General features: G+C 57.9%; 21 protein-coding genes. 13 read left to right on the top strand and 8 right to left on the bottom strand.

Annotated elements, in window-relative coordinates; translation table 11 throughout:
* Nucleotides 1–213 precede the first annotated feature (213 nt).
* Both ychH and HMPREF3143_RS11690 read left to right on the top strand, forming a co-directional pair.
* Nucleotides 214–489: a stress-induced protein YchH gene (gene ychH / locus HMPREF3143_RS11695; protein ID WP_008499505.1), complete on the top strand. Its 276-nt coding sequence runs from the start codon at nucleotides 214–216 to the stop codon at nucleotides 487–489.
* A 120-nt stretch (nucleotides 490–609) separates the two neighbouring features.
* Nucleotides 610–1,668, top strand: a complete 1,059-nt coding sequence (locus HMPREF3143_RS11690; protein WP_070533124.1) for a MerR family transcriptional regulator — start codon at nucleotides 610–612, stop codon at nucleotides 1,666–1,668.
* On the opposite strand, the gene dauA is transcribed toward HMPREF3143_RS11690, so the two are convergent.
* From dauA to lolB, 4 genes are all read right to left on the bottom strand, one after another.
* A complete protein-coding gene (dauA, locus tag HMPREF3143_RS11685; protein WP_070533122.1) occupies nucleotides 1,654–3,333 on the bottom strand; it encodes a C4-dicarboxylic acid transporter DauA in 1,680 nt (559 codons plus the stop codon). The two genes, HMPREF3143_RS11690 and dauA, sit on opposite strands and share 15 nt — an antisense overlap.
* 124 nt (nucleotides 3,334–3,457) lie before the next feature.
* Nucleotides 3,458–4,405, bottom strand: a complete 948-nt coding sequence (prs, locus tag HMPREF3143_RS11680; RefSeq protein ID WP_003856663.1) for a ribose-phosphate diphosphokinase — start codon at nucleotides 4,403–4,405, stop codon at nucleotides 3,458–3,460.
* Between the two features lie 125 nt (nucleotides 4,406–4,530).
* Nucleotides 4,531–5,400: a 4-(cytidine 5'-diphospho)-2-C-methyl-D-erythritol kinase gene (gene ispE, locus HMPREF3143_RS11675; RefSeq protein WP_008499510.1), complete on the bottom strand. Its 870-nt coding sequence runs from the start codon at nucleotides 5,398–5,400 to the stop codon at nucleotides 4,531–4,533.
* On the bottom strand, nucleotides 5,397–6,008 hold the full coding sequence (gene lolB, locus HMPREF3143_RS11670) for a lipoprotein insertase outer membrane protein LolB (protein ID WP_070533119.1): 612 nt from the start codon (nucleotides 6,006–6,008) through the stop codon (nucleotides 5,397–5,399). The genes ispE and lolB overlap by 4 nt, the downstream gene beginning before the upstream one ends.
* 201 nt (nucleotides 6,009–6,209) lie before the next feature.
* Here lolB and hemA point away from each other — a divergent pair, with 201 nt between their 5' ends.
* From hemA to kdsA, 5 genes are all read left to right on the top strand, one after another.
* Nucleotides 6,210–7,466 (top strand): glutamyl-tRNA reductase, encoded by a 1,257-nt coding sequence (gene hemA / locus HMPREF3143_RS11665; protein WP_008499512.1) that lies wholly within the window; start codon nucleotides 6,210–6,212, stop codon nucleotides 7,464–7,466.
* A gap of 41 nt (nucleotides 7,467–7,507) precedes the next feature.
* Nucleotides 7,508–8,590: a peptide chain release factor 1 gene (gene prfA / locus HMPREF3143_RS11660; RefSeq protein ID WP_021240360.1), complete on the top strand. Its 1,083-nt coding sequence runs from the start codon at nucleotides 7,508–7,510 to the stop codon at nucleotides 8,588–8,590.
* Nucleotides 8,590–9,420 (top strand): peptide chain release factor N(5)-glutamine methyltransferase, encoded by an 831-nt coding sequence (prmC, locus tag HMPREF3143_RS11655; RefSeq protein ID WP_070533117.1) that lies wholly within the window; start codon nucleotides 8,590–8,592, stop codon nucleotides 9,418–9,420. The genes prfA and prmC overlap by 1 nt, the downstream gene beginning before the upstream one ends.
* 121 nt (nucleotides 9,421–9,541) lie before the next feature.
* The gene (gene sirB1, locus HMPREF3143_RS11650; protein ID WP_070533115.1) at nucleotides 9,542–10,351 is read left to right on the top strand and encodes an invasion regulator SirB1; all 810 of its coding nucleotides are present in this window, start codon (nucleotides 9,542–9,544) and stop codon (nucleotides 10,349–10,351) included.
* Nucleotides 10,352–10,387: 36 nt separating this feature from the next.
* Nucleotides 10,388–11,242: a 3-deoxy-8-phosphooctulonate synthase gene (kdsA, locus tag HMPREF3143_RS11645; protein ID WP_008499516.1), complete on the top strand. Its 855-nt coding sequence runs from the start codon at nucleotides 10,388–10,390 to the stop codon at nucleotides 11,240–11,242.
* Nucleotides 11,243–11,357: 115 nt separating this feature from the next.
* On the opposite strand, the gene chaA is transcribed toward kdsA, so the two are convergent.
* Nucleotides 11,358–12,458 (bottom strand): sodium-potassium/proton antiporter ChaA, encoded by a 1,101-nt coding sequence (gene chaA, locus HMPREF3143_RS11640; RefSeq protein WP_008499517.1) that lies wholly within the window; start codon nucleotides 12,456–12,458, stop codon nucleotides 11,358–11,360.
* Nucleotides 12,459–12,728: 270 nt separating this feature from the next.
* Here chaA and chaB point away from each other — a divergent pair, with 270 nt between their 5' ends.
* Nucleotides 12,729–12,959 carry a putative cation transport regulator ChaB gene (gene chaB / locus HMPREF3143_RS11635; protein WP_021240355.1) on the top strand — a complete coding sequence of 77 codons (231 nt, stop codon included), beginning with the start codon at nucleotides 12,729–12,731 and terminating at the stop codon, nucleotides 12,957–12,959.
* A gap of 177 nt (nucleotides 12,960–13,136) precedes the next feature.
* On the top strand, nucleotides 13,137–13,832 hold the full coding sequence (locus HMPREF3143_RS11630; RefSeq protein ID WP_023344362.1) for a gamma-glutamylcyclotransferase: 696 nt from the start codon (nucleotides 13,137–13,139) through the stop codon (nucleotides 13,830–13,832).
* Between the two features lie 29 nt (nucleotides 13,833–13,861).
* Here the strand turns inward: HMPREF3143_RS11630 and HMPREF3143_RS11625 are convergent, their stop codons facing one another.
* The 3 genes from HMPREF3143_RS11625 to HMPREF3143_RS11615 all read right to left on the bottom strand — a co-directional run bounded on the left by HMPREF3143_RS11625 (nucleotide 13,862) and on the right by HMPREF3143_RS11615 (nucleotide 16,557).
* A complete protein-coding gene (locus tag HMPREF3143_RS11625) occupies nucleotides 13,862–14,101 on the bottom strand; it encodes a DUF1883 domain-containing protein (RefSeq protein WP_008499520.1) in 240 nt (79 codons plus the stop codon).
* Between the two features lie 211 nt (nucleotides 14,102–14,312).
* Nucleotides 14,313–16,097, bottom strand: coding sequence for a methyl-accepting chemotaxis protein (locus tag HMPREF3143_RS11620; protein ID WP_070533113.1), 1,785 nt, complete (start codon nucleotides 16,095–16,097; stop codon nucleotides 14,313–14,315).
* 106 nt (nucleotides 16,098–16,203) lie between these two features.
* Nucleotides 16,204–16,557 (bottom strand): DsrE/DsrF/TusD sulfur relay family protein, encoded by a 354-nt coding sequence (locus HMPREF3143_RS11615; protein WP_070533111.1) that lies wholly within the window; start codon nucleotides 16,555–16,557, stop codon nucleotides 16,204–16,206.
* 72 nt (nucleotides 16,558–16,629) lie between these two features.
* Here HMPREF3143_RS11615 and nasR point away from each other — a divergent pair, with 72 nt between their 5' ends.
* The 4 genes from nasR to HMPREF3143_RS11595 all read left to right on the top strand — a co-directional run bounded on the left by nasR (nucleotide 16,630) and on the right by HMPREF3143_RS11595 (nucleotide 20,970).
* Entirely contained in the window at nucleotides 16,630–17,814 is a 1,185-nt protein-coding gene (nasR, locus tag HMPREF3143_RS11610; protein ID WP_070533109.1) for a nitrate regulatory protein NasR, read from the top strand.
* A gap of 229 nt (nucleotides 17,815–18,043) precedes the next feature.
* The gene (locus tag HMPREF3143_RS11605; RefSeq protein ID WP_070533107.1) at nucleotides 18,044–19,291 is read left to right on the top strand and encodes a CmpA/NrtA family ABC transporter substrate-binding protein; all 1,248 of its coding nucleotides are present in this window, start codon (nucleotides 18,044–18,046) and stop codon (nucleotides 19,289–19,291) included.
* Between the two features lie 2 nt (nucleotides 19,292–19,293).
* Nucleotides 19,294–20,172, top strand: a complete 879-nt coding sequence (gene ntrB / locus HMPREF3143_RS11600) for a nitrate ABC transporter permease (protein WP_070533105.1) — start codon at nucleotides 19,294–19,296, stop codon at nucleotides 20,170–20,172.
* Between the two features lie 9 nt (nucleotides 20,173–20,181).
* Nucleotides 20,182–20,970, top strand: coding sequence for an ABC transporter ATP-binding protein (locus HMPREF3143_RS11595; protein ID WP_021240347.1), 789 nt, complete (start codon nucleotides 20,182–20,184; stop codon nucleotides 20,968–20,970).
* Nucleotides 20,971–20,972 lie beyond the last annotated feature (2 nt).

Raw genomic sequence — 20,972 nt, 5'->3', positions numbered from 1 at the left:
CAAAATTCTGCGATCGTCGCAGCGAAATACGAATAATTACCTACCTGAACAATTAGAATTTCAAGCTGTTCAACGTGTTATTTGTAAACTTTTGTGTGGGAGTTATCTGTAATTGTGATCATTCACGCAACTCATAAAAGGAGCGTTGTCTATACTTTACACACAAGGATTAGGGGCTTTTCCCCTGACAACCCAAAGTTCCGGAGGTGACACATGAAACGCAAAAACGCTTCGCTACTCGGTAACGTGCTGATGGGTTTGGGGCTGTTTGTGATGGTCGTCGGCGTAGGTTATTCCATATTAAACCAGCTGCCGCAGCTTGATCTTCCGCAATACTTCGCGCATGGCGCGGTACTGAGCATCTTCCTCGGTGCGGTATTGTGGCTCGCCGGGGCGCGCGTGAGCGGACATGAAGAAGTCTGCGATAAATACTGGTGGGTGCGCCACTACGATAAACGCTGCCGTCGAGATCAGCATAAGCACAGCTAGTGCCAAGACGAAAGAATACCGAAACGACTCCCTGGGAGTCGTTTTTTTTTGCATCAAGGGTTGACCCTCACGTAACGTAAGGCGCCAGAGTGGCGGCACTGGCAAAGAAAAGGAGCAGTTATGTTGATTCAGGTGGGTGAGCTGGCGAAACGGGCCGGTATCACCGTACGCACATTGCATCACTATGAGCAAACAGGAGTGTTGCTGCCTTCTGCCAGAAGCGCGGCAGGTTACCGGCTTTACAACCTGGCGGATGTCCAGCGTCTGCACATGATCCAGGCGCTGGCAAAAGCGGGGCTGGAACTTGCTGAAATCAGGGATTTCCTTGAACAGGAGTCGCTGTCGTTAACCGAGTTACTCGATGCGCAAATCACGCTGCTGGATAAACAGCTGCGCAGCATACATACGCTGCGCGACCGGCTGGTCGAACTGCGTACCGGGCTTCTCGACGATGCGGCGCCGGACCTGGAATCCTGGCTACAGACTCTGGAGTTAATGAATATGTACGATCGCTGGTTTAGCAAAGAAGAGTTACAGCAGCTGCCGTTTGCGGTGCAGAAGGATGCGCTGGCGGCTATCTGGTCAGGGCTGGTTGCGGAGGCCAGCGCGCTGCTGGAGCACCATATACCCGTTACGGACGAGAGGGCGAAGAACCTGGCGACGCGCTGGATGGAGCGCCTGGAGCAGGACACGGCGGGCAAGCCGGAGTTTCTTACCCGGCTGAACGAGATGCACAGCGTAGAGCCACAGATGCAGGCGCAAACCGGCATCACGGCGGAGATGACGGATTACATTACGCGCGCGTTTGCGGAATCCAAGCTCAGCATATGGGAGAAGTACCTTACTCCCGAAGAGATGGCCTTTACGCGGAAGCATTACTTTGATCGCATGATGGAGTGGCCGCCGCTGGTGGCGAAGCTGCATCAGGCGCAGCGGGAAAATCTCGACCCCGCCTCTGACGATGCCCAAAAGCTTGCCGAAAACTGGCTGGCGCTGTTCCAGTCGTACGCGGGCACCAACCCGGAGACCCAGCAAAAGTTTCGCACGGCCATGCAGCAGGAGCCGCATCTGATGAAGGGAACCTGGATGACGCCTGCAGTGCTTGCATGGCTCCAGCAGGCCATCGGGGTGATGATGCAGAGACGTTCCTCTGCATCAGGCAATTCACAGATCCGCTAACGCGGCTTCACGGTTAGGATAAAAAGCAAGGCGGCCAGGGATCGGCTGCACGCCTGCACGCGCCATGGTGCGCAGGGGCTGGAATTCGAGGTTACTCACCCGCAGCTCACAGCCTTCAGGCAGACGTTTCACAAAGCGCTGGAAGGCGTCCAGGCCGCCCGCATCCAGCACCGGTACGGCATCCCATTTCAGCACCACAACCCGTTTGCCCGCGATGCGAGACTCTAGGTCGCTGAACAGACCTTCCGCCGCGGCGAAGAACAGCGGGCCAATCACGCGCAGCACCAGCACATCGTCAGGCACCTCCACGTTAACCGGGGAGAGGCGCGTCATTTGCGCAATACGGCGCATAAACAGCAGGGAAGCCAGCACGATCCCGACGCTGATGGCGATAACCATATCGAACAGCACGGTCAGCGACATGCAGATCAGCATCACGATGATGTCGTCTTTCGGCGCCCGACGCAGCAGGTTTACCACCTTGTGCGCCTCACTCATGTTCCAGGCCACCATCAGCAGCAGGGCGGCCATGGCGGAAAGCGGTAGCCAGGAGAGCAGTGGGGCGAGGATCAGCAGGGCGAGGATCACCAGCAGGGAGTGGATAACTGCCGAAACGGGTGACGTTGCACCCGCGCGCACGTTGGCCGCAGAACGGGCGATGGCTGCCGTGGCGGTAATACCGCCAAAGAACGGTGCGATGAGGTTCCCTAACCCCTGACCAACCAGCTCGCTGTTGGCTTTGTGCTTGGTGCCGGTCATCCCGTCCAGAACGACGGCGCAGAGCAGGGATTCAATCGCCCCCAGCATCGCCATCGAGAACGCGGCGGGAAGCAGGGCGCGCAGGGAATCCCAGCTTAAGGTAAAGCTGGATCCGGGCATATCCCACGGCAGCACCAGCTGCGGCAGCAGCTGCGGAATGCCGCTCCCCTGCGAACCGTCCGCCAGAACATAGTGGAACTGCGAGCCGATAGTGGCGACATGGCCGCCGAACATATTGACGATGGCCATCACCGCACAGCCCAGCAGCAGCGCGGGCAGATGGCCCGGCAGTCGAATGCCAAGACGAGGCCAGACGATCAGCGTGCCCAGCGTCACAATCCCGATGGCGGCATCGCCCAGGTTGGCCGTCGGCAGCGCCATAAACAGCGCACCCACTTTCTGTAAATAGTGCTCCGGAACATGGGGCATTTGCAGACCGAGGAAATCCTTGATCTGCATGGTTCCGATGGTGATCCCAATCCCCGAGGTGAACCCCAGCGTGACGGAAAGGGGGATGTACTCAATCAGCCGCCCAAAGCGGGCCATACCAAACAGAATCAAAAAGACGCCGGACATTAGGGTGGCGACCAGCAGGCCAGCCAGACCAAACTGCTGCGAAACGGGGTAGAGGATCACCACAAAGGCGGCGGTCGGGCCGGAGACGCTGAAGCGTGAGCCGCCGGTCAGGGCAATGACGATCCCGGCCACGGCCGAGGTGTACAGGCCATACTGCGGCGCAACGCCGCTGCCAATCGCCAGCGCCATCGCCAGCGGAATCGCGATAATGCCGACGGTGATCCCGGCAATCAGGTCACGGATAAAACGTGACGAGGTGTACTTCTCTTTCCAGCAGGCGTCGATGAGGGCGCGAAAGGGCAGAACATGTGAGGAGGTTACGTTTTTCACAATTATCTATCATCCGTATGCGCATCATCTGTCATGTGAATGGCAGGTGAAGGAGGCATTAATCATACAAATAAAACCCAGAGACAAAAAAACCCGCCGCAGCGGGTTTTTCGGCCGTGTTCGATTAGTGTTCGAACATTGCAGAGATGGATTCTTCGTTGCTGATACGACGAATCGCTTCGGCCAGCATCCCGGACAGGGTCAGGGTACGCACGTTTGGCAGTGCCTTGATCTCGTCGCTCAGTGGGATGGTATCGCATACTACAACTTCGTCAATGACGGAGTTGCGCAGGTTGTTTACGGCATTGCCGGAGAAGATCGGGTGGGTCGCGTAAGCGAATACGCGCTTGGCACCACGCTCTTTCAGCGCTTCAGCCGCTTTACACAGCGTACCGCCGGTATCGATCATGTCGTCAACCAGCACGCAGTCGCGGCCAGCCACGTCACCGATGATGTGCATCACCTGAGAAACGTTAGCGCGCGGACGACGTTTGTCGATGATCGCCATGTCGGTGTCGTTCAGCAGCTTAGCGATAGCACGGGCACGTACCACGCCGCCGATGTCCGGAGAAACCACGATGGGGTTATCCAGGTTCAGCTGCAGCATGTCTTCCAGCAGGATTGGGCTGCCGAATACGTTATCAACCGGGACGTCGAAGAAGCCCTGGATCTGCTCTGCGTGCAGGTCAACGGTCAGTACGCGGTCAACGCCAACGCTGGACAGGAAGTCAGCGACAACTTTCGCGGTAATTGGCACACGCGCGGAACGGACGCGACGGTCCTGGCGGGCATAGCCGAAGTAAGGAATAACAGCAGTGATACGGCCTGCGGAAGCGCGACGCAGGGCGTCGACCATAACAACCAGTTCCATCAGGTTGTCGTTCGTTGGAGCACAGGTGGACTGGATGATGAAAATATCACCACCGCGTACATTTTCGTTAATTTGTACGCTGACTTCGCCGTCGCTAAAGCGACCTACAGCGGCGTCGCCGAGGGAAGTGTACAGGCGGTTGGCAATACGTTGTGCTAGTTCCGGGGTGGCGTTACCAGCAAAAAGCTTCATATCAGGCACGAGAAGAACCTCAGGCATGCGTCCAGTGGTGGATAGCGTTCGCCGTAAACTGTGCGGGCCAGGCAAAGGCTATCCAGGCGGTGTATTAAAGAGCGCGATGCAACGTCTGGAACAGGGTGACGTTGTCACCGAAACTCAGTCTGCGCCAGAATGGCCTGCTGTAGGGGGGAAATGTTCATCCCACGCGCTACAAAACCATGCAGCCAAACCGGCGCTTGCTCAAGCACCTGACGAGCGGCGGATTCGGTGTCAAATTCAGCAAAGACACAGGCCCCTGTACCAGTCAGGCGCGACGGCGCGTATTCTAACAGCCAGGAAAGCACCGCATCAACCTCGCGAAAACGTTTTCTTGCGATATCCTCGCAATCGTTGCTGAATTCACAATTTAATAACGTTTCTATTGACCGAATCGGGGTATTTCTTTTCAGGTCAGGATCTTTAAAGATAACCGGGGTCGGAATGCTCACGCCGGGGTGAGCAACCAGATACCATTTTTCCGGCGGGTTGACCGGGGAGAGGATTTCGCCCACGCCCTCAGCAAAGGCCGCATGACCGCGCACAAACACCGGGACATCCGCACCCAGCCTCAAGCCTAAGGCGGCCAGTTCGTCCTGCGACAGCCCACAGCCCCAAAGGTGGTTCAGTGCAACCAGCACGGTAGCGGCGTTTGATGAGCCTCCGCCCAGGCCGCCGCCCATCGGCAGACGTTTCTCGATACGGATGTCCGCACCGCTTCCCGCCGGCAGACGCCCCGATTCCGCGGCGGCGTTCATCAGCAGACGCGCAGCGCGCACAATCAGGTTGTCCTCATGCGCCACGCCGTCGACCGGCGTCAGGAGGCAAATCTGCCCGTCCTGGCGCAGTTCGATAGAAATTGTGTCGCCATAGTCAATAAACTGAAACAGCGTCTGCAGGGTGTGATAGCCGTCAGCGCGCTGGCCGGTAATGTATAAAAACAGATTCAGTTTTGCCGGAGAGGGCCAGTGGGTCATCATTTAACGATCCAGTTGTCCATTTTCAGCTTGATGCGCTGGCTGCCCTGGGTCAGTTCCATGTTGGATGGCAGCGACGGTTTACTCTTGCTGTCATAGGCGCTGTACACCACTTTCCAGGTCTTGCCGTTCTGGGTGTAGTTCACCTGGCTCAGACGGTACTGATCGTCAAGCGTGTAGTCGGTGGCGTCACCCGGCAGGCCGAGGATCCACTGGCGCAGGCTGTTGAGCGGGATAGGCATTCCGGTCAGCTTGCCAATCATCTCTTCGGCATCGGTTGCGGTGTAGTGCTGGCCTTTGTTATCGGTGATCTGCGCTTCGCCCGGTTTGGCGATAAGCTCCAGCTCGGTGCTGCCCAGCGGGTTCAGCAGCAGCAGGCGATAGTTGTCCTGACCCGTCTGCTGCCAGAAGAAACGGGCGTACACTTTTTGCTCATCAGAGAGATAGGCGAAGGCGCCGCGGGTCTGGTACTGGCTCAAATTACGGACGTCCTGCTGGTGCTGACGCCACTGGGGTGAATCAGGGCTTTTGCCCGGGCCTTTTGGTTGGGTGACGGTACACGCGGTCAGAACCAGTGCCGCCAGGGGCAGCAGGCGAATCAGTCGGGTCATAATGAGGACAAATCCTTGAGATACGTTGCAGTTATAACTGTTAATGCTAGCGTCGAAGGGGGCTACCGTCTACGTTCAAATTATCTCAAAGCGTTGTGTAACCTATTACTCCGAAAGGGGGCTGTCTCTTTTATTGATCTCGCGCATCCTGTATGATGCGTTCTGCTAACCTTATTAACGCTGGTACTACTCCCGCTCAACATGACCCTATTAGCACTCGGTATCAACCACAAAACAGCCCCGGTTTCGCTGCGAGAACGCGTAACGTTTTCGCCAGATACGCTCGACCTGGCGCTGGACAGCCTGCTTGCACAGCCGATGGTGCAGGGTGGCGTGGTGCTCTCGACGTGCAACCGTACCGAGCTCTATTTAAGCGTGGAAGAGCAGGACAACCTGCACGAAGCGCTGATCCGCTGGCTATGCGACTACCACAATCTCAATGAAGACGAGCTGCGCAACAGCCTGTACTGGCATCAGGACAACGATGCCGTCAGCCATCTGATGCGCGTGGCCAGCGGGCTGGATTCGCTGGTGCTGGGCGAGCCGCAAATTCTCGGTCAGGTGAAAAAAGCCTTTGCGGATTCGCAAAAAGGGCATCTGAAGGCCAGTGAGCTGGAGCGCATGTTCCAGAAGTCATTCTCCGTGGCGAAGCGTGTGCGAACCGAAACCGACATTGGTGCCAGTGCGGTTTCTGTTGCTTTCGCGGCCTGCACCCTTGCACGCCAAATCTTTGAATCCCTTTCTACCGTCACCGTGATGCTGGTGGGCGCGGGCGAAACCATCGAACTTGTGGCGCGCCATCTGCGCGAGCATAAAGTGAAAAAGATGATTATCGCTAACCGCACCCGCGAACGCGCGCAGGTGCTGGCGGATGAAGTGGGGGCAGAGGTGGTTGCCCTGAGCGACATCGATGAACGCCTGAAGGAGGCGGACATTATTATCAGTTCGACCGCCAGCCCGCTGCCGATTATCGGCAAAGGGATGGTGGAGCGTGCGCTGAAGTCCCGCCGCAATCAGCCGATGCTGCTGGTGGATATCGCCGTCCCGCGCGACGTTGAGCCAGAAGTCGGCAAGCTGGCTAACGCCTATCTTTACAGCGTAGATGACCTGCAAAGCATCATTTCGCACAACCTCGCGCAGCGTAAAGCGGCGGCGGTGCAGGCGGAAACCATTGTCGAGCAGGAAACCAGTGAGTTTATGGCCTGGCTGCGCGCGCAAAGCGTCAGCGAGACCATCCGCGAGTACCGCGGGCAGGCGGAGCAGGTGCGTGATGACCTGACTGCCAAAGCGTTAGCGGCCCTGGAGCAGGGCGGCGACGCGCAGGCGATTATGCAGGATCTGGCGTGGAAACTGACCAACCGCCTGATCCATGCCCCAACCAAATCTCTTCAGCAGGCTGCCCGTGACGGGGATGATGAACGCCTGACTATTCTGCGCAACAGCCTCGGGCTGGAATAGCGCCCTATACCCATTTTCTAAGACAAGGTGCACTTACGCCTATGAAGCCTTCTATCGTCGCTAAACTGGAAGCTCTGCACGAGCGCCATGAAGAAGTCCAGGCGCTGCTCGGGGATGCCGGGACCATTGCGGACCAGGAACGTTTTCGCGCACTTTCACGTGAATACGCGCAGTTAAGTGATGTTTCTAAATGCTTTACCGACTGGCGACAGGTTCAGGAAGATATCGAAACCGCGCAGATGATGCTCGACGATCCTGAAATGCGCGAGATGGCGCAGGAAGAGTTGCAGGATGCGAAAGCGCGTTCTGAGGAGATGGAGCAGCAGCTTCAGGTGCTGTTGCTGCCAAAAGATCCGGACGACGAACGCAACGCGTTCGTGGAAGTCCGCGCCGGGACCGGCGGGGACGAAGCGGCGCTGTTTGCCGGGGATCTGTTCCGCATGTACAGCCGCTACGCCGAATCGCGTCGCTGGCGCGTGGAGATCATGAGCGCCAACGAAGGCGAACACGGTGGCTACAAAGAGGTTATCGCCAAGATCAGCGGCGACGGCGTGTACGGCCGTCTTAAGTTTGAATCCGGCGGTCACCGCGTGCAGCGCGTACCGGCTACCGAATCTCAGGGCCGAATCCACACCTCCGCCTGTACGGTGGCGGTGATGCCGGAGCTGCCGGAAGCGGAGCTGCCGGACATCAACCCGGCTGACCTGCGTATTGATACCTTCCGCTCCTCCGGGGCGGGGGGTCAGCACGTTAACACCACCGACTCCGCCATCCGTATTACCCACCTGCCGACCGGCATCGTGGTGGAGTGTCAGGACGAGCGTTCCCAGCACAAAAACAAAGCCAAAGCGCTCTCCGTGCTGGGCGCACGTATCCACGCGGCCGAAATGGCGAAACGCCAGCAGGCGGAAGCGTCTACGCGTCGTAACCTGCTGGGCAGCGGCGATCGCAGCGACCGTAACCGCACCTACAACTTCCCGCAGGGGCGCGTGACTGACCACCGCATCAACCTGACGCTGTACCGTCTGGACGAAGTAATGGAAGGCAAGCTGGATATGCTGATTGAGCCTATCGTGCAGGAATACCAGGCCGACCAGCTGGCGGCACTGTCCGAGCAGGAATAATGGATTTTCAGCGCTGGTTACGTGAGGCTGCCGGTGAGCTTTCCGAAAGCGAAAGCCCGAAACGCGATGCCGAAATTTTGCTTGAGCATGTGACGGGTAAAGCCCGCACGTACCTGCTGGCCTTCGGCGAAACCGAACTGACTGCTGAACAGGAAGCCCGGCTCGCCGCGCTGCTTGCCCGACGTAAAACCGGCGAGCCGGTGGCGCACCTGGTCGGCGAGCGCGAGTTCTGGTCGTTACCGCTTTACGTCTCGGCGGCGACGCTGATCCCGCGCCCCGACACCGAGTGTCTGGTTGAACAAGCGCTGGCGCGCTTACCCGCATCGTCCTGCCACATTCTCGATCTCGGAACGGGGACCGGGGCCATCGCCCTGGCGCTCGCTACCGAACGGCCCGACTGCGCGATCACGGCGGTAGATGTGATGCCCGACGCGGTGGCGCTGGCGCAGCGTAACGTGGAACGTCTTGGCCTGACCAACGTGACGGTGCTGCAAAGCAGCTGGTTCAGCGCGCTGGAGAAGCAGACGTTCGGAGTGATTGTCAGTAACCCGCCCTATATTGACGAGCGTGACCCGCACCTTGCGCAGGGGGATGTGCGCTTCGAACCGCTGACGGCGCTGGTCGCCGCCAGGGAGGGTTTAGCCGACCTTGATCACATTGTGACAACGTCACGACAACATTTGCTTTCCGGCGGCTGGCTGCTGGTGGAGCATGGCTGGACGCAGGGGGAAGCCGTGCGGGCGCTCTTTACCCAGGCGGGCTACGCCGATGTCAAAACCTGCCGCGACTACGGCGGCAACGAACGCCTGACGCTGGGGCAGTGGTTATGAGCGCAGGTACTGATAAAGGCGTAAGGCTGACTGAAAGGCGGTTTGGCGTTATCATCTACATCGTTTTGAGTTTTATCTCGCCCGGGCGTCGCTGTACGCTCGGTCGTTACTGGGGTAAGTCATGAAGTCCTTAGCCGATTTCGAATTTAATAAAGTGCCGCTTTGCGATGGCATGATCCTGATTTCTGAGATGATCCGCGACGATTTTACGTCGCAGTACGTCTACGATGAGCTGGAGAATCTGGTCTGCCTGGCGCGTGAAGAGATCAATCAGGCGCGCCCGCAGGACTGGCAATTAGAGAAGCTGCTTGAGCTTTTCTACGGCGAATGGGGTTTCTGCGACACGCGGGGCGTGTATCGCCTGTCTGACGCATTATGGCTGGACCAGGTCTTAAAAAATCGTCAGGGGAGCGCCGTTGCGCTGGGTTCTATTTTGCTTTGGGTTGCGCATCGCCTGGATATTCCACTGGTGCCGGTCATTTTTCCGACGCAGATGATCCTGCGTGCGGAGTGGCTGGACGGTGAGATGTGGCTCATTAATCCCTTCAACGGCGATACGCTGGATGAACATACGCTGGACGTGTGGCTGAAAGGCAATATCAGCCCGGTGGCTGAGCTCTTCAACGAAGATCTCGACGAGGCGGATAACGCAGAAGTGATCAGCAAGCTGCTGGATACGCTGAAGTCTGCGTTAATGGAAGAGCGTCAGATGGAGCTGGCCCTGCGCGCCAGCGAAGTGCTGCTGCAGTTTAATCCGGAAGACCCGTACGAAATTCGCGACCGTGGGTTGATCTATGCCCAGCTCGATTGTGAGCACGTGGCGCTGAACGATCTGAGCTATTTCGTCGAGCAGTGTCCGGAAGATCCTATTAGCGAAATGATTCGTGCGCAGATCAACGCGATCTCGCACAAGCAAATTACACTGCATTAATCTTAATTCCGATTCACACCTGAATAAGGCGATCCTATGAAACAAAAAGTGGTTAGCATTGGTGATATCAAGGTAGCAAACGACCTGCCGTTCGTGCTGTTTGGCGGCATGAACGTGCTGGAATCCCGCGACCTCGCCATGCGTATCTGCGAGCACTACGTGACCGTGACCCAGAAGCTGGGCATCCCGTACGTGTTTAAAGCCTCTTTTGACAAAGCCAACCGCTCCTCCATCAACTCTTACCGTGGCCCGGGCCTGGAAGAAGGGATGAAGATTTTCCAGGAGCTGAAGCAGACCTTTGGCGTGAAAGTGATCACCGACGTGCATGAAGCCGCTCAGGCGCAGCCGGTGGCAGACGTGGTTGACGTGATTCAGCTCCCGGCGTTCCTGGCTCGCCAGACCGACCTGGTTGCCGCGATGGCGAAAACCGGTGCCGTGATCAACGTGAAAAAACCACAGTTCGTGAGCCCGGGTCAGATGGGCAACATCGTCGATAAGTTTATCGAAGGTGGCAACGACAAGGTTATCCTGTGCGACCGTGGTTCCAACTTCGGTTATGACAATCTGGTTGTGGATATGCTGGGCTTCAGCGTGATGAAAAACGTCTCTAATCAGTCTCCGGTGATTTTCGACGTGACCCACGCGCTGCAGTGCCGCGACCCGTTTGGCGCTGCGTCCGGCGGCCGTCGTGCTCAGGTGACCGAACTGGCGCGCGCCGGTATGGCAACCGGCCTGGCTGGCCTGTTCATTGAAGCGCACCCGGATCCGGATAATGCAAAATGCGACGGCCCATCTGCGCTGCCGCTGGATAAGCTGGAGCCGTTCCTGAAACAGATCAAAGCAATTGACGATCTGGTCAAGAGCTTCGATGAGCTGGATACCAGCAAATAATAAAAAAACCCGCTTCGGCGGGTTTTCTTATGGGGCATATTGCCGGGTGGCGCTTTGCTTACCCGGCCTACAAAACCCGTAGGCCCTGCAAGCGAAGCGCCGCTGGGCAAAAAGGCTACGCAAAAATTGTCATCAAGTAAGCCACAAACAGCGCCATATGCGCCGCCCCGTTCAGCACGTTGGTGCGTCCGGTTGAGAACGAAATCTGGCACAGCAGCAACGAGGCTACCATCACAATCATTTCTGGCGCGCCCAGCGCGAACTGCAGTTCGTTACCGGTCATAAAGGCAATCAGCGTCACCACCGGCACGGTGAGTGAAATGGTCGCCAGCACGGAGCCGAAGAACAGGTTCATGGCGCGCTGCACCTGATTGTTTAAGACGGCTTTCAGCGCCCCCAGCCCTTCCGGGGACAGGATCAGTAGCGCCACCAGGAAACCGGTAAACGCGACCGGCGCGTTCAGTTCGGTTAACAGCGTTTCCAGCGGATTGGCGTTCATCTTGGTGACGGCAATCACCGCAATCAGATGCACGATCAGCCAAACCGTATGCCACGCGCTGCTGTGGGCCGACGGCTTACCGTGGTGCGGGTCATCGTCGTCGCTGTCGTCTTCATGCTCATACACGAACAGGCTCTGGTGCGTTTTGGTCTGAATCAACAGAAACACGCCGTACATGGCTGCGGAAATCAGCGCAACCAGCAGCGCCTGACCGGTGGAGAAGTTGGCACCCGGCAGCGCCATCGGGAAGACCAGCACGATAATCGCCAGCGGGAAGAGGGCAATCAGATACTGTTTAATGCCGAACAGGTTCATATACTGGGTCGCGAATTTACGCCCGCCCAGCAGCAGAGAGAAGCCTACCAGGCCGCCCGTCACAATCATAATGATCGAGTAGAGCGTGTCGCGCATCAGCGTCGGCGCGGCATCGCCTGTCGCCATGAGCGCGGAAATCAGGCTGACTTCGAGAATAACGACGGAAAGGCTGAGAATTAACGATCCGTAGGGTTCGCCCAGACGGTGGGCTAATACGTCCGCATGGCGAACGACGCTAAATGCGCTGGTTAAGATACCGACCAGGGCAAGAATATTGATACCAACCACCACTGGCAGTGACTGACTGCTTCCCCAGAAGAGCAGCACAGCCAGTGCCAGAACCGGGAAAATGAGAGACGTCTCCTTGTGGCGGGTCTTTACCGCCTCGTGTGTTGCTGTCATGTGCTTCTCCATCAATGCAGGTGCTTGTAATTATAGATAGATTTTTGAGGTCATTAAATTAACAGATCTCTGTTAAATGCCCTTTATTTTTTACTTAATTTTACCTTTTTTAATAATTATCATGCCTGATTCCTGTAATTCACCATATTCTCCGAATATTTGTTAAATAACAATGATTTAATGTTTTCGTTCATTCATAAATGAAGTGTGGGTGGCACGCTGCCATATCGTCGTCCACACTTATCTCTTTAACCAAAAGAGAGGTGAGTGATGCCTTATAAAACGAAACGCGAATTACCCGATAATGTGCAAAACGTGCTGCCCGCTCACGCGCAGGATATCTACAAAGAGGCGTTTAACAGTGCCTGGGAACAGTACAAAGATAAGGACGATCGCCGGGATGATGCCAGCCGTGAAGAGACGGCACACAAAGTCGCCTGGGCCGCCGTAAAACATGAATATGAAAAAGGAGACGACGATAAATGGCATAAAAAGAAATAGCCCTGAAATAATTCGCTGCCTTCATTTTGACTTTTCAGGCGGTTGAACTGCCGTTGTATTGCAACTGGTCCGCTAATTGCTTATCGTTATTCAACTGCTGGCAAAATGACCAGCACCTAAGGCCGGGAAGGCGAATTACAGATGTCGCAAGGAAGCATGCAGTGGCGGAGGTGGAAAGTGTTAACGCGTGATTTCTTAATGAAGGCAGATTGTAAGACGGCATTTGGTGCTATTGAGGAATCGCTTCTCTGGTCAGCTGAACAACGTGCGGCGTCGCTCGCTGCCACGCTTGCCTGCCGCCCGGATGATGGCCCGGTATGGATTTTTGGCTACGGCTCCCTGATGTGGAACCCGGCGCTCGAATTTGTCGAATCGGCAACGGGCACGTTGCCCGGCTGGCACCGCGCATTTTGCCTGCGCCTGACGGCCGGACGCGGCAGCGCGTGCCAGCCCGGGCGTATGCTTGCACTGAAAGAGGGCGGACGCACCACGGGCGTGGCGTATCGCCTCCCGGATGCCACGCTGGAAGAGGAGCTTACGCTGCTCTGGAAGCGTGAGATGATCACCGGCTGCTACATGCCGAGCTGGTGTAAGCTGGAGCTGGACGACGGTCGCACCGTCAATGCGCTGGTGTTTATCATGGACCCGCGCCATCCGCTGTATGAAGCGGACACCCGCACGCAGGTGATTGCCCCGTTAATTGCCGCCGCCAGCGGGCCGCTGGGTACCAACGCGCAGTATCTCTTCTCTCTCGATCAGGAGCTTACCCGCCTCGGCATGAAGGACGATTGTCTGAATGAGCTGGTGGTGAAGGTGAAGGCGCTGCTGGAAGGAAACCCGCTCAACGGCACGCTGCGACCGGGTTTTGCCTGATAATACGCCCGGCTCGCCGGGCGCATAATTTAAGCTGCTACGTAACTGACAGAATGCTCCAGAGACTGGCTGTGGCTATCGATCAGCACATCCCAGGTGCCGGTATACGGCACGGTAAGCCAGGCGTTATCATCCTGCACGGTGAGAATATCCGCCTGGGATTGTTTTTGTGCTTTCGCACTCATCAGATGAATACGGCAGCGCTCTGAGCAACGCACCACTACCGTATCCCCGCCAAACAGTTTCAAACTTGTTTTTACCAGTGCCATTTTTTACCCCGTAGTCTTAAACAACGCTCTCCCTGCTGCCATATCCGAGCGTGATGTTGTTCACAATTCACTCATGGCATAACACCAAAGGGGAGGGGGAGGGATGCTGATTTTGATCAAAAAATGGCATAACGATTAAACAAAAATGACAAAATTCCTCAAAATTTCAGCTGACGCGCGTTTTACCCGCTAAACGCGCGCCAGTAGAAAATTAAATGCGGAAATGGCCGGCGGTTTCAGCAAGGTCGCCTGCCTGGCTCTGCAGGGCGCCCGCGGCAGCGGCGGATTGCACGACCAGCTCGGCGTTCTGCTGGACCATGCGGTCGAGATGGGTCACCGCGTGGTTGATCTCGTGAATACCCTTCATCTGCTCGCTGGTGGCGATGGAGATTTCGCGCATGATGCCGGAGACGCTGCCGATGCTGGAGCGGATCTCGTCCATGCTTTCCCCGGCCAGATGCACGTAGCGGGAGCCGGTGGCCACGCTGTCGGTGGTGGAATCAATCAGCGATTTAATCTCTTTCGCCGCCTGGGCGCTGCGGCTCGCCAGGTTACGCACTTCGCCCGCCACCACGGCAAACCCGCGCCCCTGCTCGCCGGCACGGGCCGCCTCGACGGAGGCGTTCAGCGCCAGAATGTTGGTCTGGAATGCGATGCCGTCAATCACGCTGGTGATATCGCCAATTTTAGCCGACGCGACTTCGATGGACTGCATGGTGCTGATCGCCTGGGATACCACCTCGCCGCCGCGCGCCGCGGCCGCGGAGGCCTTGCTCGCCTGGTCGTTCGCTTCTGCCGCCGACTCGTTCGACTGCGTCACGGAGGCGGTGATCTGCTCCACGGCGCTGGCCGTCTCGCGCAGGCTGGACGCCGCCTGCTCGGTACGTCCGGAGAGATCCTGGTTACCCGCCGCAATCTCCTGAGCGGCGTTTTTCACCGACTCGCTGGCATCACGGAGCTGCACCATCACCACCGACAGCTTATCGCTGAAGGCGTTAAAGGCCTGGGCAATCTGCGCCACCTCGTCCTCACCGCTGTCAGGCAGACGCTGCGACAGGTCGTTAGTCCCGTTGGCAATGTTGTGCATCGCGTCGCGAATGTCCGACAGGCGCTTCAGCAGACGGGCAATCAGGAGGTGAACAATGGCCGCGCTCAGCAGCGCCAGGATCACCAGCGAAATCGCCGAGGCTTTAAGCAGGGAACGCATGCCGGAGGTGGCATCACCGTTGTCGAGGGCGACGACCAGCAGCCAGTTTGTGCCCGGCACGGCGGTTGCCACGAAGGTTTTTTCGACGTCGTTCAGCGTACCGTCGACAAGGTTACCGCTTTTCAGCGCAGCAAAATTGATGCCTTTGATGGTCTCAGCAAACGGTTTAAGCGTCAGAGCTGGATCGTTAGCCGCAATCACGCTGCCGTCACTGTTCAGAAGCAAGCCGCTGCTGGACGGAGTTGGATGGATCCCGCGCACGTTCGCCACCACGCTGTCCATGGCCACATCGCCCGCCACCACCGCTTTCAGGGCGCCATTCTCTTTCACCGGCACGGCGAAGGTCACCACCAGTTTACCGGTACCGGCATCAACGTAAGGCGCGGTGACGACCGGGCCGTCCGTGCTGACCACCTGCTGATACCACGGGCGAATGGTCGGGTCATAATCCGCAGGTACGCCCGCGGGCTCAGAGAATTTCGCCGTTTTGCTGGCGTAGCCGACATAAACGTTGGTGAATCCACCCGCCTGCGCAAGCTGTTTAAACACCGGAACCGGGTCGTCACTCAGCGCAACGGTCTGGGCAGAGGCGATAACCGTCATCTTGCTTTTTACCCAGTCGGCAATCGCCATGTTATGGCTGGCGCTGGTGCTGGTCAGGATATCGCGCTGTGACTGCTGGTTATCCTGGCGTGTGACCTGGAAGTTAATAACGGTGTTGAGGAGAAGGGCGACGACCAGACAGCCTGCCGTCGCCGCGATGATGCGTGCACGAATCGATCTGAACATAAGTGAAATACCTGCTGTGTTGTTTCCATGCCTATCGGCAACCCCGCAGGTAAACTTGATGCTGAAACCGCGTCCATAAGAAAATAATATTTTTACGGGTTTATTATTAAAAAGTTAATACTTTATCAGCGGACAGCGTCCACTCGGCCAGTTCAACCAGCGTACCAATTTCTACGCCATCAATCAGCGGCAGTCCGGTGATACCGCGCCCGTCGGTGCAGGTTTTGCACAGCTTCACCGGCACGTTTTGCGCGGTCAGGATCTCCAGCATCTGCTGAATGTTATAGCCCTCGGCCGGCTTTTGTCCCTTCAGCCCGGCGGTGACGGCGTCCGACATTAAAAAAAGGCGTAACGTCAGGTCGCTCTCTTTTTCACGTAGCGCGATCGCCAGGCGCAGGCTGTTGAAAAGGGATTCGCTGCCGTAGGCCGCACCGTTGGCGACGATCACAATCTTCTGCATGTTGACTCCTGTTCTTATAAAGGCACGAATATTGCTTAATTACCCGGAGTTTCGCTGTCCGGGAGAGTAAGCATGACATTAATGGCAGGCATTTCGCCAGGCGCTGCCGAATGGCTCACGCGCGCAAAAATGATGCGCCAGGAGCAGTTCAGCAAGCTGGCACAGCTGGGCGTGCTTGTGCACGGCATTAGCCAACTGGTGCACATGTTACAGTGCGAGCGCGGGGCGTCCAACGTCTGGCTCTGCTCACAGGGCAAGCTGTACGCTCCCGAATGCAAAGCCAGCCGGGCGCTGGTGGATGAAAACCTCGCAGCCCTTTACGCCATTCTTGAAACACAGTCGCCGATTCCGGGAAGTGCCGTCTGTGAACGCATCGGCGGCGCGCTCGTGAGCCTGGAGACGCTTCCCGCGCTGCGTGACGGTGTGATTCAGCAGACGGTAACGGCACCCCAGGCGATGGAACACTACTCCCGCATGCTTCGCCATCTGCTCAGTATCGTGCCGCAGCTTAATGACAGCATTGACGATCCGCAAATCGCAGGACGTTTTGTCGCGCTTTATAGCCTGATGCAGGGCAAAGAGCTGGCGGGACAGGAGCGGGCGCTGGGGGCGATTGGCTTCACGCAGGGTTTTTTCGATGATGTGACTCGTCAGAGGCTGGTTGACCGCATTGACGGGCAGCAGGCCTGCTTTGAGATCTTTCTGTCACACAGCTCCGCTGACGTTCAGACCACCTTTTCAATGCACTGTCAGCCCGATCGTGAAACGGAGCAGCTCCGGCGCGTGGCCTGTACCCGCCAGCCCGCCGCCGATAACGGCCTTACCGCGCTGGCTTGGTTTGCTCTGCAAACCGCGCGCCTTGAGCATCTGCGCACGCTGGAGGAGACGATCATCGCCGATCTGATGGTCGCGGTGGACGAATGCATTCACCGTGACGATGAGTACGCGCCCCCCGGCGATGAACAGGATGACCCGCCGATCCGCTATCCGGAAAAACCGTTGCTTACCCTGGTTCGCCAGCAGGCGCGCGAGATAGAGAAGCTCTCACGTCAGCTTGCGTCGCTGCGCGATACGCTAGAAGAGCGCAAAATCATTGATAAAGCGAAGAGCGTGCTGATGACCCACCAGAATATGAGTGAGGAACAGGCCTGGACGGCGCTGCGCAAAATGGCGATGGACAAGAACCAAAGGATGGTGGATATCGCCCGCGCGCTGCTCATGGTGAAGAATGTATGGCAGGTAACACCAAAGGAGTAGCTGCACGGTCAGCGGGCATTTTATGCCTGTTTGCGGTGCGTAAAGGCGAGGGAATAACGGTAAGCGCCGCAAGAAACGGTGTGTTAAAACCTGGCATTCACTTTGCATTATCAGATTAACCATTTTTGACGATGCGCCAACGGCGGTGCATCCGTCTTCGGGATAAAGGCGTCCACTGGTGCTTCGGCACCGTGGGCGCTTTTTTTTTGGTTTTTTTTCAGGAGTGGTCATGGCGGATTTGTCGAGACGGCGTTTTTTGCAGGCCAGCATGCTGGCGAGTGGTGCAATGCTGTTGCCGGGTGTCATGCAGGCCGCATGGGCGGCAGGCTCGGATAAACCGGAGCAGGAAACAGTACGCATCGGGTTTATCCCGCTGACAGACTGTGCCCCGGTGGTTATCGCGGCGCTGAAAGGGTTTGATAAAAAATACGGTATTACCATCGTGCCCACCAAAGAGGCGAGCTGGGCGGCGGTGCGCGACAAGCTGGTGGCCGGCGAACTCGATGCCGCGCACATTCTTTACGGCCTGCTGTACGGACTGGAGCTGGGCATCGCCGGCAAGCCACAGCAGATGGCTAACCTGATGACCCTCAACCAGAACGGTCAGGCGATTACGCTCTCCAGCGATCTGGCAGAGAAGGGCGTTCATGACCTTGACGGGCTGAAAAAGCGGATTGGGCAGCAGGCGCCTGGCACCTATACCTTCGCGCACACCTTCCCGACCGGGACGCACGCCATGTGGCTCTACTACTGGCTGGCCAGCGCGGGCATTCACCCCTTTGACGACGTGCGCACGGTGGTGGTGCCGCCGCCGCAGATGGTGATGAACATGCGCATTGGCAACATGGTCGGCTTTTGCGTCGGCGAGCCGTGGAACGCGCGTGCCATCAACGACCGCATCGGTTTTACCGCCGCCACGTCGCAGTCTGTCTGGGCCGACCATCCGGAAAAAATCCTCGGGACGCGTCGCGACTGGGTGGAGAAAAACCCGCACACCGCCCGGGCGCTGGTGAGCGCAGTGCTGGAGGCGGCGCGCTGGATTGAGGCCTCCCCGGAAAACAAACGCGAAACCGCGCAGATCCTCTCCCGCCGGGCGTGGCTCAACTGCAAAGAGCAGTATCTCACCGGACGCATGCTCGGCGAGTACGACAACGGCCTGGGCCAGCGCTGGCAGGACGCGCACCCGATCCGCTTCTTCAACGAGGGGGCCGTCAGCTACCCGTATCTCTCCGACGGCATGTGGTTCTTAACCCAGTTCCGCCGCTGGGGCTTGCTCGAAGCCGCCCCGGACTATGCGGGCATCGCACAACGCATTAACCAGACGGCGGTCTGGCAGGATGCCGCCACGGCGGTGGGGGGCATTACCACACCGACTTCACCACTACGCAGCAGCACATTGATGGACGGCACCGTCTGGAACGGTACCGACCCGGAAGGATACGCCAGCCGTTTCGCCATTCACCGTAAAGGGGCCTGATTATGCAGCATCTGCAAAAGACAAAATCACACGAGACGCCGGAGAGTGGAGAGGTGATTGTCCTGCCTCCGGTGCAGGTTCGCCGCCGTACGCCGACGTTTGCGCGTCGGATTAACGCGATCCTTCAGTGCATCATTCCGGCTTTTCTGGGGCTGGGACTGCTGGTGGTGCTCTGGCAGCTGGCGGCGATTAACAGCAAAGGTTTCCCGACGCCGCTCAGCACGCTCGATTCCGCTATTACCCTGTTTGCCGATCCGTTTTATCGCGACGGGCCAAACGACATGGGCATCGGCTGGAACGTGCTCGCCTCATTACAGCGCGTGGCGGTGGGCTTTGGCCTGGCCGCGTTCGCCGGGATCCCGCTCGGTTTCCTGATTGGCCGCTTCACCTTTTTTTCGCGCATGTTCGGCCCACTGATCGCGCTGTTACGCCCGGTTAGCCCGCTGGCCTGGCTGCCCATCGGCCTGCTGCTGTTCCAGAAAGCGGAGCCCGCGTCGAGCTGGACCATTTTTATCTGCTCCATCTGGCCGATGGTGATCAACACCGCCGAAGGCGTGCGCCGCATTCCGCAGGACTACCTCAACGTGGCCCGGGTGCTGCAGCTTTCCGAGTGGACCATCATGCGCCGCATTCTCTTCCCGGCGGTGCTGCCCGCGGTGCTGACCGGGGTGCGCCTCTCCATCGGCATCGCCTGGCTGGTGATTGTCGCCGCCGAGATGCTGACCGGCGGTTTAGGGATCGGTTTCTGGATCTGGAACGAGTGGAACAACCTCAACGTCGAAAACATTCTCATCGCCATCGTCATCATTGGCGTGGTCGGGCTGCTGCTGGAGCAGGGGCTGATGCTGATCGCCCGTCGCTTTAGCTGGCAGGAAAAATAAGGAGCGAACATGAAACCATTAATCCAGGTCCAGGCCGTGAGCCAGCGTTTTTCCACCGCCAGCGGCGAATTTCTGGCGCTGCAGAACGTCTCCTTTGATATCCATGAGGGCGAAACCGTCAGCCTGATTGGGCACTCCGGCTGCGGTAAATCGACGCTGCTTAACCTTATCGCTGGGATCACGCTGCCGACGGAAGGCGGGCTGATTTGCGACAACCGCGAAATTGCCGGGCCGGGTCCGGAGCGCGCGGTGGTATTCCAGAACCATTCGCTGCTGCCGTGGCTCACCTGCTTCGACAACGTGGCCCTGGCGGTAGATCACGTGTTTCGCCACAGCATGAGCAAGGCGGAGCGCCGGGAGTGGATTGAGCACAACCTCGACCGCGTGCAGATGGGGCACGCCCTGCACAAGCGCCCGGGGGAGATCTCCGGCGGCATGAAGCAGCGCGTCGGGATTGCCCGCGCGCTGGCGATGAAGCCGAAAGTCCTGCTGATGGATGAACCCTTCGGTGCGCTGGATGCGCTGACGCGCGCCCATCTGCAGGACTCGGTGATGCAGATCCAGCAGGCGCTGAATACCACCATCGTGCTGATTACCCACGACGTGGACGAAGCGGTGCTGCTCTCCGATCGCGTGCTGATGATGACCAACGGCCCGGCGGCGACCGTCGGGGAGATCCTGCACGTTGACCTGCCGCGCCCGCGTAACCGGGTGCAGCTGGCCGACGACAGCCGCTATCACCACATGCGCCAGCAGATCCTGCATTTCCTCTATGAAAAGCAGCCGAAAGCGGCGTAGCG

Origin of the sequence: Enterobacter sp. HMSC16D10, from assembly GCF_001807145.1 — a bacterium.
GTDB lineage: Bacteria > Pseudomonadota > Gammaproteobacteria > Enterobacterales > Enterobacteriaceae > Enterobacter > Enterobacter roggenkampii.
Note: the sequence above shows the minus strand (reverse complement) of the source record. Positions and strands in the feature narration are given on the sequence as shown.

What these genes read in the sequence shown, in the direction of transcription:
- ychH (WP_008499505.1), top strand. Translation starts at nt 214, where the DNA reads ATGAAACGCAAAAACGCTTCGCTACTCGGTAACGTGCTGATGGGTTTG.
- HMPREF3143_RS11690 (WP_070533124.1), top strand. Translation starts at nt 610, where the DNA reads ATGTTGATTCAGGTGGGTGAGCTGGCGAAACGGGCCGGTATCACCGTA.
- ispE (WP_008499510.1), bottom strand. Translation starts at nt 5,400, where the DNA reads ATGATGACCCACTGGCCCTCTCCGGCAAAACTGAATCTGTTTTTATAC.
- lolB (WP_070533119.1), bottom strand. Translation starts at nt 6,008, where the DNA reads ATGACCCGACTGATTCGCCTGCTGCCCCTGGCGGCACTGGTTCTGACC.
- hemA (WP_008499512.1), top strand. Translation starts at nt 6,210, where the DNA reads ATGACCCTATTAGCACTCGGTATCAACCACAAAACAGCCCCGGTTTCG.
- prfA (WP_021240360.1), top strand. Translation starts at nt 7,508, where the DNA reads ATGAAGCCTTCTATCGTCGCTAAACTGGAAGCTCTGCACGAGCGCCAT.
- prmC (WP_070533117.1), top strand. Translation starts at nt 8,590, where the DNA reads ATGGATTTTCAGCGCTGGTTACGTGAGGCTGCCGGTGAGCTTTCCGAA.
- sirB1 (WP_070533115.1), top strand. Translation starts at nt 9,542, where the DNA reads ATGAAGTCCTTAGCCGATTTCGAATTTAATAAAGTGCCGCTTTGCGAT.
- kdsA (WP_008499516.1), top strand. Translation starts at nt 10,388, where the DNA reads ATGAAACAAAAAGTGGTTAGCATTGGTGATATCAAGGTAGCAAACGAC.
- chaA (WP_008499517.1), bottom strand. Translation starts at nt 12,458, where the DNA reads ATGACAGCAACACACGAGGCGGTAAAGACCCGCCACAAGGAGACGTCT.
- chaB (WP_021240355.1), top strand. Translation starts at nt 12,729, where the DNA reads ATGCCTTATAAAACGAAACGCGAATTACCCGATAATGTGCAAAACGTG.
- HMPREF3143_RS11625 (WP_008499520.1), bottom strand. Translation starts at nt 14,101, where the DNA reads ATGGCACTGGTAAAAACAAGTTTGAAACTGTTTGGCGGGGATACGGTA.
- HMPREF3143_RS11620 (WP_070533113.1), bottom strand. Translation starts at nt 16,097, where the DNA reads ATGTTCAGATCGATTCGTGCACGCATCATCGCGGCGACGGCAGGCTGT.
- HMPREF3143_RS11615 (WP_070533111.1), bottom strand. Translation starts at nt 16,557, where the DNA reads ATGCAGAAGATTGTGATCGTCGCCAACGGTGCGGCCTACGGCAGCGAA.
- nasR (WP_070533109.1), top strand. Translation starts at nt 16,630, where the DNA reads ATGACATTAATGGCAGGCATTTCGCCAGGCGCTGCCGAATGGCTCACG.
- HMPREF3143_RS11605 (WP_070533107.1), top strand. Translation starts at nt 18,044, where the DNA reads ATGGCGGATTTGTCGAGACGGCGTTTTTTGCAGGCCAGCATGCTGGCG.
- ntrB (WP_070533105.1), top strand. Translation starts at nt 19,294, where the DNA reads ATGCAGCATCTGCAAAAGACAAAATCACACGAGACGCCGGAGAGTGGA.
- HMPREF3143_RS11595 (WP_021240347.1), top strand. Translation starts at nt 20,182, where the DNA reads ATGAAACCATTAATCCAGGTCCAGGCCGTGAGCCAGCGTTTTTCCACC.